Source organism: Gordonia sp. OPL2, assembly GCF_003797825.1.
Lineage (GTDB): Bacteria > Actinomycetota > Actinomycetes > Mycobacteriales > Mycobacteriaceae > Gordonia.
This window is the reverse complement of record NZ_RKME01000023.1, coordinates 1-18,727: the sequence shown is the minus strand read 5'-3', so window position 1 is coordinate 18,727 and position 18,727 is coordinate 1. Positions and strand designations below refer to the sequence as shown.

Genomic DNA, 18,727 nt, shown 5'->3' with positions numbered 1-18,727 from the left:
ATTCCTTACTTGCGTGGGACCCTCGCAGACAGGGACCCTGGGTCGAGAAGGTGAGGTGATGGCCGTGTTTCCTGCACGCCGGGACTTCGAGCAGATGATCCTCAACACCGGCACCGGCATCCTCATCCACGAGGCCGGGTCCAAGAACATCCTGTGGGCCAATCCCGCTGCCTGCCGGATGTTCGGCTTCACCCTCGAAGAACTCAAACCGCTCAAGGCGCACCACATGAGTGCGCAGGAACGGCAGTACCGTCGTGAGGTCGGGGTCGCATGGCTGCAGTCGGCCGTCGTCCACGGCTCGAGCCGCAAACAGTGGAAGTACCGGGCCAAGGACGGCACCGACTTCCTCACCGACGCCCGTGCGACCCTGGTCCGCTGCGAAGACGGCCCGGTGGTGATGGTGGAGTTCCGCAACATCTCCGAGGAGATCGAACTCCAGGAGGAACTGAGCTGGGTGTCGGAGTCGTTGCAGCGCATCATGACCCACACATCGGCCGGGATCGTCGTACTCGACGACGACAACTGCATCGACGACATCTCGCCGCTCGCGGCTCAGTTGTTCGGACGTACGCCGAGCGAGCTGTCCGGTGTGCACCTGGAGGATCTCGGCCGGTGCGAGCCACGCCTGACCAGCGATCTCGTCGTCGACCGGCTGATCAACGGATCCGGATCGGTGAAGATCCAACAGGAGATCACCAAGGACGACGGCGCGACCGTGTGGCTGGCCGGCGAGCTCGAGATCGTGGCCCACGACGGCATCCGATCCCGCGTGCTGACCGTCCGCGACGTCACCGACCGCGTGGAATGGGAACGGCGGAACGCCTACCAGGAGGCGAACCTGCAGTACCTCAGCCGATATCACGCCATGGGCGACATGGCGATGATCCTCGCGCATGAGCTCGGGCAACCCCTGGCGGCGTCGACCAACTATCTCAGCGGCCTCAAGGCGCGGCTATCCGCGGAGACGATCGACGCCCGCAGCATCGCCTACGGGATCGATCAGATCGAGAAACAACTCCATCGTGCCGCCGACATCGTGACGTCGGTGAAGCGCTATGTGCGCCGGATCGAGAGCACGACGAAGTTGACCGATCTCAACGAGATCGTCGAGGACAGTCTGTACTTCGTGCGATTGCGCGCTGCCGAGCAGGGTGTCCGCGTGTACGCCGAGATCCCCGATCGCGACCTCCCGATCCAGGGTGAGAACGTCCTCATCGGTCAGGTCATCATCAATCTCTGCGTGAACGCCCTCGACGAGATCGCCCGTCCGACGACGGAGGTGAAGGAACTGGCGGTGCAGACCGGTGAGGCCGACGGTGAGGCGTTCGTCTGGATCCGCGATCAGGGCCGGGGGATGTCCGGTGCCCCGACGGATCGGCTGGCGACAGGTGCGTTCTCGGCGAAGCAGGATGGATCGGGCATCGGATTGATCATCTCCGAGCACATCGTCGAACGACATGGCGGAACCATCCGGTATCTGCCGAACGAGCCGTCGGGTACGGCGGTGAAGGTCAGCCTGCCGCTCGCGACGCGCGTTGGCCGATGATCACGTCGACCATGGCGATCTGAGCTCTGCGTCCGGCCGTCGTCGGGTCGAGCACCGCCGTCACCTGCAGTCCGATGATCGTGGTCATCAACAGTTCCACGCCGGCCGCGACGTCGCGCGGCGCGAGTTCGTCGGCCTCGATCGCCTCCTGCCAGTGCCGCGCCATCCGAGCCTTCCAGTCCGCGACCGCGGCATTGTTGACCTCCACCATGAGCTCATCGGTCATCGCCCGCTGCCACAGCGACATGGCGATCCGGGCCTCGAGGGTGGCCTCCTCGGTCAGCGGCATGATCTCGTGACACAGCTTCCGCAGGGCGGCGCGTCCTCGTCGCCGGCCCACCGATGCCTCGATTCTCGCGTTGGTGGCGTCGATGACGTACTCGTACGACGTCCGCAGGATCTCGTCCTTGCCGGCGAAGTAGTGGCTCAGCGCGCCGTTGGTGTAACCCGCCTCGGTCGCGAGATCGCGCATGTTGACCCCGTCGATCCCGCGGGTGGCGAGCAGGCGCCAGGCAGCCTCGATGATCGCGCGACGGCGTTCGTCATGATCGACGAGTCGTGGCATCACACCTCCCGAGCGTCGTCACACCGCGACGATACCGGCACGGACGGAGGCCGGGTCGGACCCGGGTAAAGGTTTTACCGACCGGCCCCCACTACCGGCGCAGCCCCACCCGCTGTAGCCTTCATCACAGTCCATGGTTCTACATCTGTTGAATCACAGCGGTTGGTTCGCAGCAGGTAGTTCGCAGCCGTTGGTTCGCAGCCATGAGACACAGCCCCCGATCAGCCTCGTCGTCGAACGAGCAGTCAGAAGAAGGTCGACATGGTCGATACCACCCAGCCGGCGCCACCGGCCTCGAGATCGTCGTTGAAGGGCTCGATCGGCGTGGCCGGGATCGTGTTCCTGGTGATCGCCGCGGCCGCGCCGCTGACAGCCGTCGCCGGGTCACTGCCGGTGATGATCGCGATCGGCAACGGCGCAGGCGCACCGATGGCCTACATCATCGCGGCGGCGGTGCTACTGGTCTTCAGCGTCGGGTACGCGGCGATGAGCAGTTCGGTCACCGACACCGGGGCGTTCTACGCCTACGTCACCAAGGGACTCGGACGGTCACCCGGCCTCGGCGCCGCCGCCCTCGCGCTGCTGGCCTACACGACGATCCAGGCCGCGATCTACGGGCTTGCCGCCTCGACCATGCACGACGTCGTCGTCCGTTTCGGTGGCCCCGATCTGCCCTGGTGGTTCTGGGCCTTTGTCCTGATGGCCGTCGTCGCCGTGCTCGGCTATCGCAGCATCGACCTCGGCGCCAAGGTGCTCGGCATCCTCCTGATCGCCGAGATCGCGCTGATCGTGGCGCTGTCGCTGGCCGTCCTGTTCCAGGGCGGCGCACACGGCATCGACGGAACATCGTTCACACCGTCGGCCTTTCTGTCCGGATCCCCGGGTATCGCACTGATGTTTGCGATCGGGTCTTTCGTCGGCTTCGAGGCGACCGCGATCTACGGCGAGGAGGCCCGCGACCCGAAGCGAACCGTACCCATTGCCACCTACGTCGCCGTCGGCACGATCGGCGTCCTGTATGCGGTCGCGAGTTGGGCGGTCGTTCTCGCGTTCGGCAGCGATCAGGTGCAGGCCGCGGCGCAGGCGGACCCCGCGAACCTCACCTTCACCGCCACGAGCGTCTTCCTCGGCAGTGCCGCGTCGGACGTGATGATGGTGATGCTGGTGACCAGCCTCTTCGCCGCGCTGCTCGCATTCCACAACGCGATCGCCCGCTACACCTTCGCGCTGTCGCGTACCGGCTACGCGCCGCGTCGTCTCATGAGAGTGCATGCCCGACACGGCTCCCCACACGAAGGGTCGCTCCTGCAGACCGTGACCGCCTTCCTGCTCGTCGGAGCATTCGCCGTGGCCGGCGCCGACCCGGTCCTGCAGTTGTTCACCTGGATGGCCGGCGTGGCGATCGTCGCGATCCTCGTCCTCATGGTGCTGACGAGCATCGCGATCATCGTGTACTTCCGCCGCGACCACACCGACCGACGTCTGTGGCACACCAGGATCGCACCCGTCCTCGGCGCACTCGGACTGCTGGGCATCACCGCGCTTGTGGTCGACAACTTCACCACACTGATCGGCGGATCGACCGTGCTCGCCTACGTCTTCCTCGCACTCATCGCCGCGACGTTCGTCGTCGGCGTCTGCATCGGCCGCTGGCGCTCCCCCGGCCTAAGGGTGTCCTGACCCACACCGACTGTCACCCAACGACTTCCACTCCTGATCCGACTCACACCACGGAGACCTCGACATGATCGACATCACGAACCTGCACACCGGCCTGTATATCGGCGGCGCGTGGCACGACGCCCGCAGCACTTTCGCCACGGTGAACCCGACCACCGGACAACACCTCGCAGATCTCTCCTCCGCAGACGGCGACGACGTCGACGCAGCAGTCGCGGCGGCCACCGACGCCTTCCGGGGTGACTGGGGAGCGCTCGCGCCGTCCCGCAAGGGAGCGCTTCTGCATCGCCTGGCCGACCTCGTGGAGGCCGACACCGAGCGTCTCGCCGCCCTCGAGTCACTCGACATGGGCCGGCCGGTCGGCATGGGCGCGGCACTGATGATCCCCAATCTCGTTGCCGGCCTGCGGTACTACGCGGGGTGGGCGGACAAGATCAACGGAGAGCTGATCACCACCGACGGCTACATGGGGTCTCCGGTGCCCACTCACGCCTACACCCGTCGCGATCCCATCGGTGTCGTCGGCGCGATCGTCCCGTGGAACGCACCGCTGATGATCCTCGGCTGGAAGCTGGCTCCGGCACTCGCCGCCGGCAACACGGTGATCATCAAGCCCGCGGAGGACGCATCCCTGTCGATCCTCCGACTCGCCGAGCTCGTCGACGAGGCCGGATTCCCGCCGGGCACGATCAACGTGCTGCCCGGGATCGGCCGCGTCGCCGGGGAGGCCCTGTCCCTGCATCCTGGGGTCAAGAAGATCTCGTTCACCGGCTCGACCGAGACCGGCCGGGCCATCCTGCGCAATTCGGCGGCGAACTTCACCCGGACCGCGCTCGAGCTCGGCGGCAAGGCTCCCCAGATCATCTTCGACGACGCGGATCTCGACGCCGCGGTGCAGGGGTGCGCGATGGGGATGTTCTTCAACCAGGGGGAGGTCTGCGCAGCGGGGACTCGCGTCATCGCCCACCGAAAGGTCTACGACGCCATCCTCGACGGCCTCAAGGGTGCCGCCGAGGCACAGGTGATCGGCGACCCGTTCGATCCGGCGACGACGATGGGCCCCCTGGTCAACGCGCGGCAGCACGAGCGTGTTGTCTCCTACCTGAGCACCGGGATCGACGAAGGGGCCGAGGTCATCAGCGGCGGGTCGGTTCCGGAGTCGCCGGGCTACTTCGTCGAACCGACCGTTCTCGCCGGCCGCAACGACATGGTGGTGGCACGTGAGGAGATCTTCGGCCCGGTCGGTGTCGTCATCCCGTTCGACACCGACGACGAGGCGATCAGCCTCGCCAACGACAACCAGTACGGCCTCTCGGCCACGGTATGGACCTCGGATGTGTCACGGGCCCATACGGTCTCCGCGAAGATCGAGGCCGGGGCCGTTGGGGTCAACGGCTGGTCTCCGCTCGCGCCGCAGCTCCCGTGGGGCGGCGTGAAGGCGAGCGGGATCGGCCGCGAACTCGGCTACGAGGGCATCCTCGCCTACACCGAATCCAAGACGGTCACCGTCGTCCTCTGAGCACCGAAATCGTTGTCGTCGTACCGGATTCACCATCAAGGAGTACCCATGACCACCCCATCGGATCCCAGCCCTGCCGGCCGGAAGTCGGTGATCATCGTCGGAGCCGGATTCTCCGGCCTGATCGCCGCCCGTGAGCTCGAGGCCGCCGGCGTCGACGTGCGGATCCACGAAGCCCGCGACCGGATCGGCGGACGCGCCTGGACCGACGAACGGCTCGGCGGTCATGCGCTCGAGATGGGCGCCACCTGGGTCCACTGGATGCAGCCGTTCGTCTGGACCGAGATCACCCGGTACGCACAGGAGATCTACCCCAGCCCCGACATCGACGACGCCTACTGGGTCAGCGAGGGGGTGGTGCACCGTGGGACCGAGCATGATCTCGACACCAGATTGTCACGACTCCAGGACACCATCTTCGAAGGATCACGCGAGTTCTTCCCCTACCCGCACGACCCGCTGTTCATCCTCGACTCCGCCGACACCGATCCCGAACTGCGGGAACGATTCCTGGCCGCCGACCAGGGCAGCGTGCTCGACTGCCTGCACACCGGCGAGTTCACCCGCGAGGAGATCGACCTGGCCGACTCGTACTGGTCGGCCGGGTACCAGGGATCGACCGCAACCGCCTCACCGCTCATGGCGAAACATTGGGCGTCGCTGAGTGATCACCGCAGTTCTCTGATGGACGAGCAGACCCTGCGCTTCAAACTGACGCACGGGATGCGTGGGCTGTACACCTCGATCGCCGGAGACCTCCGGTGCGACATCACACTCGACAGTCCGGTGCAGTCGATCCACCACGATGACGACGGGGCGCGGGTGACGCTCGCCGACGGCACCATCGACAGCGCCGACGCCGTCATCGTCACCGCACCCATCGGTGCGCTGAAGAACATCGAGTTCTCACCAGCGCTGACCGCACCGCAGCAGGAGTTGATCGCCGACGGCACCAACTCGGTCGGCGTCAAGATCTGGGTCAAGGTCGCCGGACGTCACTCGATCATCGCCGGCGCGCCCGGAGAACATCCGATCTCGTTGCTGCGCAGCGAGTACTTCCTCGACGAGGAGGATGCGACGATCCTGGTCGGTTTCGGCTCGGATCACCGTGCGATCGACCTCGATGACGTCGCGTCCGCGCAGAAGGCGATCGACGTCTGGTTCGACGATCTGACCGTGATCGACTGCGGCGGTCATGACTGGGTGGCCGACCCGTGGTCCGGTCAGACCTGGGCAACCCTGAAGTCCGGGCAGTTCATCAACGGCTGGAGTCACTTCCACCAGTCCGCGACCCGCCTGCACTTCGCCGGCGCCGACTTCGCGAAGGGTTGGAACGGCGTCGTCGTCGACGGCGCGATCGAATCGGGGATCACGACTGCACGAAAGGTGCTGGCAGCGCTGCGTTGAGGCGGACCGGCGCCGACCGACGTACCGTGGTGGCACACCATGGGAGCACTCGACCGCACGACGAATCTGGTGATGCTGATCGTCATCATCGCCGTCGGCGTGGCCGCGTCCGCCTGCGCCGTCACTGCGGCTTACGTCTACCTGCGTTCGCGCCCCGATCGCGATGCGGCTGCACGCGACCGCCTGGCACGGCGGTGGCTGATCGCCACCGCCGCCCTGGGCTTCACGGTCATCGGACTGCGGTTCGCGTGGTTTCTGATCGCATGACAGCCAGAGCCGATGCGGGCGGTTCGGCCGAGCGGAACTCGATCAGACGATCGTCTTGAGCTTCGCCGCGAACTCGACGAACTCGGGGTGGCGCGGAGCCCCTGGACGCGCAGCGTCGCGGACCGGCACACCGATCTGATCGTCTGCGCGTGAGACGGCGAGGTCGGCGTCTCGACTGCCGGCGCGTGCATGTCCCGCCAGCGCGAGCAACAGCGTCGTGAGACAGACACCGGCGACAAGTGCGACGAGCATGACCATCACCTCCTGGCCTGTACGTCGCATCCGCGCGCGCATTCATTACCGATCCGGGCGGATCGTCGACCGTTCGACCGACAAGCAGGCCGCGGGGATCGTCAGACGGAGGCGTTGGCCAGGTTCTCCAGGGTGCTCGTCGCGTCGATGTACTCCTGCACCCACCGCTCGATCACCGCGGAAGACTTCTCCACCTTCTCGAACTGCCCGACCACCTGGCCGACCGGATTGAAAGCGACGTCGATGCTCTCGTCGGGATGCTTGTGGGTGGCCGCGACGGCCATCCCGGAAACCATGTACTGCAACGGCATTCCGAGCGGTTCCGGGTTGTTCGGATCCTCCCACGCCTCGGTCCAGTCGTTGCGCAGCATCCGACACGGCTTTCCGGTGAACGAGCGGCTGCGGACGGTGTCGCGGCTGCCCGCGTTGATGTAGGCGGCCTGCTGGATCGGGGTGTTCTCCGATTCCTCGACCATCAGCCACTGCGAACCGGTCCACGCCCCCTGTGTGCCGAGTGCCAGCGCGGCGGCGATCTGCTCGCCACTGCCGATGCCACCGGCGGCGAGGACCGGCCGGGGCGCGACGGCCTTCACGACCTGCGGCCAGAGCACGATCGAGCCGACCTCGCCGCAGTGTCCGCCGCCCTCACCACCCTGGGCGATGATGATGTCGACATCGGCATCGGCATGCTTGAGCGCCTGCTTCGGCGAACCGCACAGAGCGGCCACCTTGCGCCCGGATGCATGGATCTTCTCGATCATGTCGACGGGCGGGGTACCCAGCGCGTTGGCGATCAGCTTGACCTTGGGATGCTTCAGCGCGATCTCGACCTGCGGGGTCGCCGTCGCCTCGGTCCATCCGAGCAGCTGCAGCGAGTTGTCGTCGTCCTCGTTGAGCGGGACCCCGTGGTCGAGCAGGAGTTTGCGCCCGAAGTCGAGGGTCTCGGCGGGCACCATCGACTGGAGCATCGCAGTGAGCTCCTCGCCGGACATGTTGCTGTCCATCCCCTCGTACTTGTTGGGGATGACGATGTCGACGCCGTAGGGGTGATCGCCGATGTGCTCGTCGATCCAGTTCAGCTCGATCTCGAGTTGTTCCGGGGTGAAGCCGACCGCGCCGAGCACACCGAATCCACCCGCCTTGCTGACGGCCACCACCACGTCGCGGCAGTGTGTGAAGGCGAAGATCGGGAACTCGATGCCGAGATCGTCGCAGATCGGGGTGTGCATGGGGACTCCTTAGGCACCGACAGACGAAGTAGAACGTGTTCTCATTTTGATACTAGATCGTCGACCCGGGAGCAACCCACACCGGCGGACAACCCCGCGATGACTTTCCCGAGCCTGCGGTGTCAGCCGAAGGTATGACGACCACCATCGACATCCATCACGAGTTCCACGGCGCCGCACGAACGGGCACGACGCCGCTCCTGCTGATCCACGGCGGAGGTTCGACCATCGGGACGAACTGGGGTCTGCTGATCCCCGAGGTCGTCGGCAGCCATCAGGTCGTCGCCGTCGAGCTCCAGGGCCATGGCCACACCCCGAGCCACCCGGAGCGCACGCCGTCGTTCGAGTCGTCGGCCGATGACGTGGCCGCGCTGCTGCGCCGGCTAGATGTCGGCCGCGTCGACGTGCTCGGCTTCAGCAACGGCGGCAGCACCGCGATGCGCTTGGCGATGCGTCACCCGGATCTCGTGCGCCGACAGGTCATCGCGTCGACGATGTATCGCCGCGACGGGATGATCGACGGGTTCTGGGACGGTTTCGACGACGCCGACATCTCGCAGATGCCGGAGCCTTATCTGGCCGCCGACCGCGAGATCAACCCGGATGCTCCGGACCATCAGCAACTTCTGTTCGACCTCGATGTCACCCAGATGCGCAACTTCGTCGACTGGCCTGCCGGTGACCTCGCCGCCATGCACACCCCGACCCTGTTCGTGAGCGCCGACCGTGACGTCGTCCTGCCCGGCCACACCGTCGAGATGGCGAACCTCGCGCCGCACGCGCGAGTGCTCATCGTGCCCGGGAACCATGGCGACTACCTCGGCGAGCGGTTGGCGTGCGCCGGCGATCCGACGCCTCTGCGCCGGACGCTGCCCTGGCTGGTGGACTTCCTCGACCAGCCGTAGGTCCCGCCGCCTCCCCTCGCCTGCCGACCGCCGCAGACGTAGCGGATATCGGCGCCTGGAGGCGGTTTCCGCTACGTCTGCGGATGGGGCACGACGTCGGCGAGATGGCGGGCTGCCGTCTCATAGTCGCTATCGTCGTGGAGGACGACGAGACCGTGCGCGGCCGCGGTCCCACAGATGAGCAGGTCCACCACCGACAACGCGCGAACAGCGCCGACACCCGCAAGTGTGTGCTGTGCCGAATCGACCCACCGCCAGACAGACTTGGGCACCGGCACGTCCGGATAGATCTCGCGAAACACTTGATTCATCTCGTCCAACTCGCTCGCGTTTCGCGCCGAGCGCCGGAACTCTGCCCGCTGCGGCTCGCACGACCCCACGGCTCCGCTCACCAACGAGGAATCCCAGATCGCGGTCGACTCCGGCTGTCGCTGAAGCTTCCACACCGCCGAGGAATCAATGAGGAACTGGATCACCGGCCGACCGACTTCTCGTCGGACCTCGCCTTCGTCCAGCCCTCGTAATCCCAATGTTTCGCCAGCTCACGAGATCGGGCCAGCGATTCGATGCGACGGAAGCGTTCGACGTAGTCGCGCATTGCGAGGTTGACCGCCTCCTTCTTCGTGTGCACGCCGGCCAGACGCATGACCTCGCTCAGCGCATCATCATCGAGATCGATCTGCGTCACGGCCATGTCAGCCTCCAATGGTGAGAATGCACATGACCAGCATAAATGGCATACATGCGCGAGGGCTCAGCTGATCAGATCCTCGTACCGGTACTCGGAGTCGATCGGTTGACTTGCCTTGTGCGCCTCGGTCTCCCGCTGCTGGAGTTCGACACGGCGGATCTTGCCCGAGATCGTCTTCGGCAGTTCGAAGAACTCGACGCGTCGGACCTTCAGGTACGGGGCGAGGTGATCGCGCGAGTACTCGAGGATCGCGCGGGCCGTCTCCTCGGTGGGTTCCCAGCCGTTGGCCAGGGCGACATACGCTTTCGGGATGGCCAGTCGGGTGTCGTCGGGCTGTGGCACCACCGCGGCCTCGACGACGGCGGGGTGCTCGATGAGCACGCTCTCGAGTTCGAACGGCGACACCTTGTAGTCCGACGACTTGAACACGTCGTCGGTGCGGCCGATGTAGGTGATGTAGCCGTCGGAATCCCGTTGTGCGACATCGCCTGTGTGGTAGTAGCCACCGTCCATCACCCGATCGTTGCGTTCCGGATCGCCCAGGTAGCCGGTCATCAGGTTGGCCGGATGCCGGGCCAGATCCAGACAGATCTCGCCCTCGTCGGACTCCTCGCCGGTGATCGGATCGACCAGCGCCACAGGCACTCCCGGCATCGGACGCCCCATCGACCCCGCCTTCACCGGTGCGCCCGGCGTGTTGCCGATCTGCAGCGTGGTCTCGGTCTGACCGAATCCATCACGGATCGTGAGACCCCAGGCCTTCTCGACCTGACGGATCACGTCCGGGTTCAGCGGCTCGCCGGCACCGAGGAGCTCACGCATCCCCTCCGGACGCGCTCCCAGATCGGCCTGGATCAGCATGCGCCACACGGTCGGCGGGGCGCAGAAGGTGTTCACCCGCGCCCGACGCAGCTGGTCCATCAACGCCGCGGCGTCGAACCGGCTGTAGTTGTAGACGAAGATCGTCGCCTCCGCGATCCACGGCGCGAAGAAGCAACTCCAGGCATGCTTGGCCCACCCGGGCGAGCTGATCGCGAGGTGCACATCGCCCGGCGTCACCCCGATCCACGCCATGGTCGTGAAATGTCCCATCGCATAACTGGTCTGCGAATGCTCGACGAGCTTGGGCCGGCTGGTGGTACCGGACGTGAAGTAGATGAGCATCGGGTCGTCGACGTCGGTGTCGGCGGTGAACGGTCCCGCCGACTCGGTGTCCGCCGACTCGGCATACCGGTGCCATCCGTCCACGGATGCGCCGACGGCGATCCTCAGGTAGTCGCCGTCCACCGCGTCGAACTTGGCGCTGTCCGCGGCGTTGGCGATCACACAGCGCGCCGCGCCGCGCGCGATCCGGTCCGACAGGTCGGCCGTGCCGAGGGCCGCTGTCGTCGGCATCACGATGGCACCGAGCTTCAGCACCCCGAGCATCGCCTCCCACAGCTCGACCTGATTGCCGAGCATGAGGATGACCCGGTCACCCTTGCCGATGCCGAGCGAACGCAGCCAGGTCGCCACCCGATCCGACCGCTCGGCCATCTCGGCGAAGGAGACCTTCACCTCCGAACCGTCCTGCTCGGTGATCCACAACGCGGGACGGTCGTTGCCGCGCGCGATCACGTCGAACCAGTCGATGGCCCAGTTGAAGCGTCCGGACAGTACTGGCCAGCGGAACTCGGCGACGGCGCGGTCGTAGTCGCCGACCAGCTCGATCATCTGATCGCGGCCGGCGCGGTAGAGGTCGGTGTTGCTCGTCATGGACACTATGATCCACGTCACGCCGCGCGGTCGGCACCCCCCGAAGAGGGGGTGACGCACGAAGGGCCCACGCCCGCCCTACGACGTGGTGGCGTGTGCGCTGCGGGGACCCCAGGCCGGCGACGACTCGATCGCGCCGATGATCCGCGGGCGCAGCTCGTCGGCCTGGATCACGGCATCGACCGAACCGACCTCGACGGCCCGACGGATGCTGTGCACGGCGTCGAACTCGGCCGCGATCTCGCTGATCTTCTCCGCCCGCACCGATTGCCGGGTGTCGGCGAGTTCGGCGTTGAGACTCGACCGGTCGGTGCCGGAGGCCTGCGCGACACTCGCCTCGAGTTCGCGAACCCGTGGATCGGCACCGACGCGCTTGGCGACCTCACCGGCGAACACCACCGCCGCGGCGGGGGCACCACCGAGAACGGAGGCGAACGAGCCATCGATCGCCAGCACCGTCATGTTCGGGTTCAGCGCCTTGGAGAACACCACGAACGCACCGCCGTGATAGCGCGAGATCACGCAGAACACGATGGGGCCCTGGAAGTTCACGATTGCGCGCCCGATCTCCGCACCGTATTCCAGCTGCAGCTTGCGCATCGACTCCGGCGAGCCGTCGAATCCGGACAGGTTGGCCAGCACCACCAGGGGGCGGTTGCCGCTGGCGACGTTGATCGCGCGTGCAGCCTTCTTCGACGACTGCGGGAACAGCGTGCCCGCGGTGTAGGTGTCCGGACCGTCGGTCGGGGTGTACCCGCGACGCTGCACCTCGCGCGACTCGATGCCCAACAGGCACACCGGGATTCCGCCCAGGTGGACGTCGCACACGACCGCGGTCTCCGCATCGGCCATACCCGCCCACCGCTCGAGGACCGCGTGATCCTGGTCGGCGACCGCACGGATGACTGTTCGGATGTCGAAGGGCTTCTTGCGATCCGGGTTGCTCGCCGACGAGAAGATCTGTCCGACGGTGGTGAAGTCGCTGCCCGCGAGGACGTGTGGGTAATCGGAGATGTCACGGTCGGACGGATCGTTGGTCTCCGCACGACGCGGCGTCCGCTCGCCCGGCACCACATAGGTGTGGTCGTAGTGCGACATCAGCAGATCGCGTGCGGCACCGAGGTTCGGCGCCCAGTACTGTGCCTGACCGTTGGGGCCCATCACGCGGTCGTAACCACCGATACCGAAGTTGTCCTCGGCCGACACACCACCGGAGAAGTCCAGCGACTGCTTGCCGGTCAGCACCATCGCCGAGTCCGGCGTCATCACCAGGATTCCCTTGGTGTGCATCAGCATCGTCGACTCGGCGTTCCAGTACGGCTGCGCGCCGACGTTGATCCCGGCGACGACGATGTTGATCTCGCCACCCGCCTGGGTGAACTCGACGACCCGCTTCAGTGCCCGGGCGACCCAGTCCATGTTCTCGGTGCCCGAGTCCATCGAGATGCGGGCACCCGACGACAACGCGTACCACTCGAGCGGCACCTGCATCTGCTCGGCGAGGTCGAGTGCCGCGATGACCCGGCTGCACTCCGGTTCCGACAGTGCGCCCAGCGATTTGGTCGGATCACCGAGCAGCACGACGCGCGTGACGCCCTGCGGGTACTTCTCGGTGGACGTCGTGACGACGCCCGCGACCATCGCCGCGGTGTTGTGCCCCTTGGGACGGTCCACCTGGATGAGGCGCTGCTCGGCGTCCAGATCGTATTCGGTGAATTCGCCCAGGAGATCGGCCAATTCGTACGGGTAGACGGTGTTGCGCTTCGCTGCGCGGAGCACCTTCTGTCGGTACTCGTCGACCGGCTCGATCGGGTCGTCGGACGGCTCGCCCACCTTCACGTCGAATCCGCCGGTGGCGTTGACCGAGAACTGCACCGTGACCTTGGTCAGCTCTCCGGTCTCGCGATCACGACTGCGGGCGATGAGCTGCACCTCCTCGAGGCCGACTCCCCGTGTGGTGCCGCGGATGTGGTCGGCGATCGTGTCGAGGACGTCGGCATCGGCATCGATGGGCGGCCACACGTAGATGATGATGCGGTTGGTGCTCGACGGACGGCGCGATCCGCGCTGGGCCCGGCGGATCGAGTCGACGCACGACGCCAGGACCGCTTCGGCGGTGGGCAACGTGAGCAGTCGGCCGTCCGGCTCGCGCATCGCGGTGAGGTCACGCACCTGGGCGAACGCGATGAGACGTTCGTCGGAGGCGTTCTCCCTTGCGACACAACGGAACAGGTAGACCTCTTCGTCGTCCGACGACGGCAGTCGGGTGAGGTCGAACTTGCGCAGCCGTTCCATCTGCATCCGCTGCGCGATGTAGGGGTGCAGTCCGCGGATGAGCCGCTCCTCGGCCATACCGGTGGCCGACGGACGGAACGTGACGTGATGATGCATGCGCGCATCGCCACTGCCGGCGACCGTGACGGTCACGCGATGCACCTGCGGGGGCAGAGCGCTGTTCGCGACGATCTCGTGCAGAGTGCCGGCGAGCACATCGAAGTCGTCGGGCTGCTGTTCCCAGCTCAGATAGATGTCGGCGTCGACGACCGATGCGGTGTCGCGTGCGAGGTCGGCCAGACCGCCCATCGCGGCGGGCAGCGCCTCGAAACCGACGGCCGCCGAGACGAGGTTCAATCCGTCGCGCTCCGCGGAGACGAACGTCGCGCCACCGGCCTGGTGCGTGCGCACCTCGGAAAGTCCCTTGTTCCCGTAGTAGCGACGGGTCAGCACCTCGAGCATGACGGTGTTGTCGAGGTTTCCGCGGTCGATCCGCTGCCCCAGGAGACGCACGAGCGGCTCGGTGCTGCGGACCATGTCGTCGACGCGCTCGTTCCGGTCGGAGGCGTTCGGGTTCTCGTCCAGGTACCGCAACTGCTTGCGCACGTTGTTGTAGACGCGGGCGCGGTCCCGTCGCTGCAACGGCTGGCCGTACCAGGCGTAGACGACACCGCGCGCGAGATCGGCGATGGCCGGGAAACGGACCTGCGTTGCCGCGACCAGGCGGTCGAGGGCCGTGCCGACCGCCTCGCGCAACTCGTCGCGCGGTGTCGGCTCACGCAGCCATTCGCGCAGCAGGGTGCTGATCACGGTGACCGAGTCGGTCGGGTTCTGCAGCGCCAGGAAGATCCGGAAGACCCCGGCCTCGAGCTCGGGGGTGCGTTCCAGATCGGCGACGTCGTAGTGGCCCAGGGCGCGACCGAGCTGATCGTGGAACGACTCGGGCAGACCGTCGCGTTCGACGTCGAGGCTCTGCAGATAGGTGTGGAAGTTCTCGCGAGCGCTGTGCACGTGCTCGACACCGAGTTCATCGCTCGACGGCCGGTTCTGGCTCAGCTCCGCGAGATCGGCGAAGACGGTGATCAATTCGAGTTCGTCGGCCAGCGGACGTCGGCCGCTCTCGATCGCGGCGCGACGGACCGCGAAGTATTCGTCGAGCAGACGGGTGTGGTCGTGCGGATCGACGTCGTAGCCGAGGAGCTGGCTGCGCAGATCCTCCTGGCTGCGGGTGGTCCGCTCGTGCGGCTCGAGATTCGGCGCGGCCGGCAGTTCGAGGTCGACGGTGCCGGTGGCCTCCTCGACAGCGTCGTCCTCGTCGTCGTCGGCGAGCGGCTCGAGACGCAGCAGGGTGGCCCCGGTCTCGACCTGGCTGCCGACCGACACCGCGCATTCCTTGAGTCGCGAGCGGACCGGTGCGCGCAGCACGGTCTCCATCTTCATGCTCTCGAGCACGAGCACCGGCGCGCCGGCCTCGACCTCGGCGCCGACCTCGAGCGGGGTGGCGACGACCAGTGCGGGCGCGGGCGACCGCACGACACCGCCTTCGTCGCGGCTCACCCGGTGGGTCACACCGTCGACGTCGACGAGGTGGATGGGTCCGTGGGTGTCGGTGACGAGGCGGTAGCGCACCCGATTCACCACGAGCTGGGCGCTGTGCTCGTCGAACCGTTCGAGGTCGACGTCGGCGGTGTGCGTTTCGGTGCCTGCCTCGATGGCGACGCGGAAGCGGTGCGCGCCGATGCGCGCGACCCGCACGCGGTAGCCGGCGCCGCGCAGTTTGAGGTCGAGAGGACGGCCGCTCTCGTGCTGGACCTGCGGACGACCACCGGAGGCCGTCGACATCAGGCGCTGCCGCTCGACGAGTTCCTCTTCCTCGTACGCGTCGATGGCGGCGGCGGCCAGCGCGATCGCGGAGTGTCGGTTCGCGACGAGACCGCTCTCGGCGCGGACCCGGTCGATCCACCCGGTGTCGGCGCTGCCGTCGATCACCTGCGGCTGATCGAGGAGTTCGAGCACGAAGCTCTTGTTGGTGGCGCCACCCGCGATGATCACCTTGGTCTCGCGGACCGCGCGACGCAGACGTCCGAGCGCCTCGTCACGGTCGCGGCCGTAGGCGATGATCTTGGCGATCATGGAGTCGAAGTCGGCGGGGATGGTGTCGCCCTCGCTGACGCCGGTGTCGACACGGATGCCCGGGCCGGCGGGCAGCTGCAGCAGGTCGATGCGGCCGGGCGCCGGCGCGAAGTCGCGGTCGGGGTCCTCGGCGTTGAGTCGGGCCTCGATGGCGTGACCGCGCTCGCGCGGCGGTTCACCCTCGAGTCGTCCACCGGAGGCGACGTGCAGCTGGGCCCGCACGAGGTCGAAGCCCGTGGTGATCTCGGTGATCGGGTGCTCGACCTGCAGGCGGGTGTTGACCTCCAGGAAGGCGAACAGCTTCTCGCCTGGGTGGTACAGGAACTCGACGGTCGCCGCGCCCCGGTAGCCGACCGCGACGGCGAGCCGCTCGGCCGACGACTTCAGCTCGGCGACCTGCTCCTCGCCGAGCACCGGCGACGCCGACTCCTCGATGATCTTCTGGTTGCGACGCTGCACCGAGCAGTCGCGGACGCCGAGCGCCCACGCGGTTCCCTGGCCGTCGGCGATGACCTGCACCTCGACGTGCCGGGCCCCGGTGACCAGACGTTCGAGGAACACGATGCCGCTGCCGAAGGCGCGGGCGGCCTCCTCGCTGGTGCGGGTGTAGGCGTCGCGGAGGTCGTCGTCGTTGGTGACGACGCGGATGCCGCGGCCACCACCGCCGGCGGTCGCCTTGAGCATCAGCGGGTAGCCGATGTCGGCAGCTGCGGCCACGGCCTCGTCGATGGACTCGACAGCTCCACGGCTCCACGGCGCGACCGGCACGCCGACCTCTTCGGCGATCAGCTTGGCGCCGATCTTGTCGCCGAGCTTCCGCATGGCCTCGGGCGACGGACCGACGAACGTCACACCGATGCGTTCGCAGAGTTCCGCGAACGCCGGGTCCTCGGCGACGAAGCCCCAGCCGACCCAGGCGGCGTCGGCGTTGGTCTCGAGCAGCGCATGCTCGAGCAGCTTCATGTTCAGGTAGGGCCGCGACGCGGCGGGCCCGAGGTCGTAGGCGACGTCGGCCTCGCGGACGAAGGTCGCGGTGCTGTCCACATCGGTGTGCAGCGCGATCACCTCGATCGGCCGGCCGGTCTCCTCGGAGAGGCCTCGAACGGCATGGATGAGGCGCATGGCGGCCTCGCCTCGGTTCACGATGGCAATGCGAGTGAACATCACCGACTCCCTTCACTTCGTCGTGCTGCGATCCACGGGGGTTGGTGGTGCAGCTCGGCGGTCCAGGTCAACGGTGTTTCCGGACACGCGCGGTGGTCAGACGTGCTGATTCTTGCGAATGAAATCGCTACGCGCGAGTACGGAAGAAACGGCACGGAGTGTCATACCTGCCGAAACGCGCGTGCCGCGGTCACTGCCGCGGCTGGGTCGAGGTCGGGTGTCAGGCCGTCGAACACGTATCCGGCCACGTCGTCGGTGAGCTCCGGGCAGACGGCGACAAGACGTCGGGCCCGCGTCTCGAGGTCGGCCGGCACGGGATGCGATTCGGCCTGGCAGTGCTGCGTCAGATCGTCGACGACGGCCGCGACCGTGCGGCTGCGATCGAGGAACGGAAGCGCCAACGAGGTGAAACCGTCGTCGGCCTCGTAGTCGGCGCGCCACCAGTTCGTGCCGTCGAAGGCGTAGAGGAATCCGAGCCACATCCCATCGGTCCGGATCGCCTCGAGATGTCCGGCGGCAAGGGCCGCCCACCAGTCGTCGGCGTCGGCCAGCAGGTCGGTCTCGTCCTCACCGAAGTACTCGGCGGCCTCACGGAAATACGTGTCGGAGTACTCGTGATCGTGGCCGAGCAGCACGGCGCGTCCGTCGGCGCCGTGGACGAGATCGGCCCAGTTGCCGCCTCCGTCGTCGTGGTGCCAGAGCGGCCCGCGGGCGAAGGCACTCGTCGCCCAGCGCGGCCCGCGGGTGGCGAGGGTCGCGGCGATTGCCGACCATGCCGGGGCGAGGTCGGCGGGAGGCGGCAGGTGATCGATGCGGGTCGGCACGTGTGCGGCGATCCGGGTCAGGCGAAGCGCGCGGCGAGCGCCTGCAGGGTGCCCTCTATGCCCTGTCCGTTCTTCTTGTCGTAGCCGAGAATTTCGATGATCTTCGGGATCTTGATCGTCGAGTAGTCGAAGGTTTCGGTGACCTCCGTGGTGGTCGGCGACGACTGCGACAACTCCCAGCGCCACCGGTGGCCCATCGGATGCTGCCATTCGACGACCTTGCCGTCCTCGTAGTCGGTCACCGTCGAGGTGATCTTGTACGGGACGCCGTACTGCTTCATGCCGACGCTGAATCGGGCGCCACGGCTGAGTTTCTCCGGACCCTTGACCGGGGTGTCGCGGACGGTGCCCGAGCCGTCGAGCTCGGGATGCCGGTGCGGGTTGGCGACGAGGGCGAAGACGTCGGCGGCCGGGGCGTTCACGGTGACTCGCCGCGCCACCTTGTGCGGGCCGGACTCGACGGGTGTGACGGGTGCGTCTGCCATGGATCCCAACCTACCGCCCGCCCGCAGACCC

The 18,727-nt window shown here is 67.1% G+C and carries 13 protein-coding genes and 2 pseudogenes; 6 read left to right on the top strand and 9 right to left on the bottom strand.

Annotated features, from left to right (window positions below):
- Positions 1 to 58: 58 nt before the first annotated feature.
- Positions 59 to 1,546: a PAS domain-containing sensor histidine kinase gene (locus EEB19_RS19220; RefSeq protein ID WP_187588959.1), complete on the top strand. Its 1,488-nt coding sequence runs from the start codon at positions 59 to 61 to the stop codon at positions 1,544 to 1,546.
- On the opposite strand, the gene EEB19_RS19215 is transcribed toward EEB19_RS19220, so the two are convergent.
- Complete coding sequence (locus EEB19_RS19215; protein WP_187588958.1) at positions 1,512 to 2,111, bottom strand: TetR/AcrR family transcriptional regulator; 600 nt, start codon at positions 2,109 to 2,111, stop codon at positions 1,512 to 1,514. The genes EEB19_RS19220 and EEB19_RS19215 overlap by 35 nt on opposite strands.
- A gap of 261 nt (positions 2,112 to 2,372) precedes the next feature.
- Between EEB19_RS19215 and EEB19_RS19210 the strand changes: the two genes are divergently transcribed.
- From EEB19_RS19210 to EEB19_RS19195, 4 genes are all read left to right on the top strand, one after another.
- Positions 2,373 to 3,791, top strand: a complete 1,419-nt coding sequence (locus EEB19_RS19210) for an APC family permease (protein WP_187588957.1) — start codon at positions 2,373 to 2,375, stop codon at positions 3,789 to 3,791.
- 64 nt (positions 3,792 to 3,855) lie between these two features.
- A complete protein-coding gene (locus EEB19_RS19205; RefSeq protein WP_187588956.1) occupies positions 3,856 to 5,310 on the top strand; it encodes an aldehyde dehydrogenase family protein in 1,455 nt (484 codons plus the stop codon).
- 48 nt (positions 5,311 to 5,358) lie between these two features.
- Positions 5,359 to 6,717, top strand: a complete 1,359-nt coding sequence (locus EEB19_RS19200; RefSeq protein ID WP_187588955.1) for an NAD(P)/FAD-dependent oxidoreductase — start codon at positions 5,359 to 5,361, stop codon at positions 6,715 to 6,717.
- A gap of 39 nt (positions 6,718 to 6,756) precedes the next feature.
- Positions 6,757 to 6,984 carry a hypothetical protein gene (locus EEB19_RS19195; protein WP_262365789.1) on the top strand — a complete coding sequence of 76 codons (228 nt, stop codon included), beginning with the start codon at positions 6,757 to 6,759 and terminating at the stop codon, positions 6,982 to 6,984.
- A gap of 42 nt (positions 6,985 to 7,026) precedes the next feature.
- On the opposite strand, the gene EEB19_RS19190 is transcribed toward EEB19_RS19195, so the two are convergent.
- Positions 7,027 to 7,236 (bottom strand): hypothetical protein, encoded by a 210-nt coding sequence (locus tag EEB19_RS19190; protein ID WP_187588954.1) that lies wholly within the window; start codon positions 7,234 to 7,236, stop codon positions 7,027 to 7,029.
- Between the two features lie 101 nt (positions 7,237 to 7,337).
- Positions 7,338 to 8,465 (bottom strand): nitronate monooxygenase, encoded by a 1,128-nt coding sequence (locus EEB19_RS19185; protein WP_187588953.1) that lies wholly within the window; start codon positions 8,463 to 8,465, stop codon positions 7,338 to 7,340.
- 134 nt (positions 8,466 to 8,599) lie between these two features.
- Between EEB19_RS19185 and EEB19_RS19180 the strand changes: the two genes are divergently transcribed.
- The gene (locus EEB19_RS19180; protein ID WP_187588952.1) at positions 8,600 to 9,370 is read left to right on the top strand and encodes an alpha/beta fold hydrolase; all 771 of its coding nucleotides are present in this window, start codon (positions 8,600 to 8,602) and stop codon (positions 9,368 to 9,370) included.
- A 71-nt stretch (positions 9,371 to 9,441) separates the two neighbouring features.
- Here the strand turns inward: EEB19_RS19180 and EEB19_RS19175 are convergent.
- The 6 genes and pseudogenes from EEB19_RS19175 to EEB19_RS19150 form a co-directional block, all read right to left on the bottom strand.
- Positions 9,442 to 9,814, bottom strand: a pseudogene (locus EEB19_RS19175) (VapC toxin family PIN domain ribonuclease).
- Positions 9,815 to 9,911: 97 nt separating this feature from the next.
- Positions 9,912 to 10,064 (bottom strand): annotated as a pseudogene (locus EEB19_RS19170) (type II toxin-antitoxin system VapB family antitoxin); the annotation flags it as partial.
- A gap of 60 nt (positions 10,065 to 10,124) precedes the next feature.
- Positions 10,125 to 11,816, bottom strand: a complete 1,692-nt coding sequence (locus EEB19_RS19165) for an AMP-binding protein (protein WP_187588950.1) — start codon at positions 11,814 to 11,816, stop codon at positions 10,125 to 10,127.
- A gap of 78 nt (positions 11,817 to 11,894) precedes the next feature.
- A complete protein-coding gene (locus EEB19_RS19160) occupies positions 11,895 to 17,387 on the bottom strand; it encodes a carboxyl transferase domain-containing protein (protein ID WP_187588949.1) in 5,493 nt (1,830 codons plus the stop codon).
- Positions 17,388 to 17,548: 161 nt separating this feature from the next.
- On the bottom strand, positions 17,549 to 18,211 hold the full coding sequence (locus tag EEB19_RS19155) for a hypothetical protein (RefSeq protein WP_262365788.1): 663 nt from the start codon (positions 18,209 to 18,211) through the stop codon (positions 17,549 to 17,551).
- A 17-nt stretch (positions 18,212 to 18,228) separates the two neighbouring features.
- Positions 18,229 to 18,696: an SRPBCC family protein gene (locus EEB19_RS19150; RefSeq protein WP_187588948.1), complete on the bottom strand. Its 468-nt coding sequence runs from the start codon at positions 18,694 to 18,696 to the stop codon at positions 18,229 to 18,231.
- Between the last annotated feature and the right edge of the window lie 31 nt (positions 18,697 to 18,727).

What these genes read in the sequence shown, in the direction of transcription:
- EEB19_RS19180 (WP_187588952.1), top strand. Translation starts at nt 8,600, where the DNA reads ATGACGACCACCATCGACATCCATCACGAGTTCCACGGCGCCGCACGA.
- EEB19_RS19215 (WP_187588958.1), bottom strand. Translation starts at nt 2,111, where the DNA reads ATGCCACGACTCGTCGATCATGACGAACGCCGTCGCGCGATCATCGAG.
- EEB19_RS19220 (WP_187588959.1), top strand. Translation starts at nt 59, where the DNA reads ATGGCCGTGTTTCCTGCACGCCGGGACTTCGAGCAGATGATCCTCAAC.
- EEB19_RS19165 (WP_187588950.1), bottom strand. Translation starts at nt 11,816, where the DNA reads ATGACGAGCAACACCGACCTCTACCGCGCCGGCCGCGATCAGATGATC.
- EEB19_RS19210 (WP_187588957.1), top strand. Translation starts at nt 2,373, where the DNA reads ATGGTCGATACCACCCAGCCGGCGCCACCGGCCTCGAGATCGTCGTTG.
- EEB19_RS19190 (WP_187588954.1), bottom strand. Translation starts at nt 7,236, where the DNA reads ATGCTCGTCGCACTTGTCGCCGGTGTCTGTCTCACGACGCTGTTGCTC.
- EEB19_RS19200 (WP_187588955.1), top strand. Translation starts at nt 5,359, where the DNA reads ATGACCACCCCATCGGATCCCAGCCCTGCCGGCCGGAAGTCGGTGATC.
- EEB19_RS19185 (WP_187588953.1), bottom strand. Translation starts at nt 8,465, where the DNA reads ATGCACACCCCGATCTGCGACGATCTCGGCATCGAGTTCCCGATCTTC.
- EEB19_RS19205 (WP_187588956.1), top strand. Translation starts at nt 3,856, where the DNA reads ATGATCGACATCACGAACCTGCACACCGGCCTGTATATCGGCGGCGCG.
- EEB19_RS19160 (WP_187588949.1), bottom strand. Translation starts at nt 17,387, where the DNA reads ATGTTCACTCGCATTGCCATCGTGAACCGAGGCGAGGCCGCCATGCGC.
- EEB19_RS19150 (WP_187588948.1), bottom strand. Translation starts at nt 18,696, where the DNA reads ATGGCAGACGCACCCGTCACACCCGTCGAGTCCGGCCCGCACAAGGTG.
- EEB19_RS19195 (WP_262365789.1), top strand. Translation starts at nt 6,757, where the DNA reads ATGGGAGCACTCGACCGCACGACGAATCTGGTGATGCTGATCGTCATC.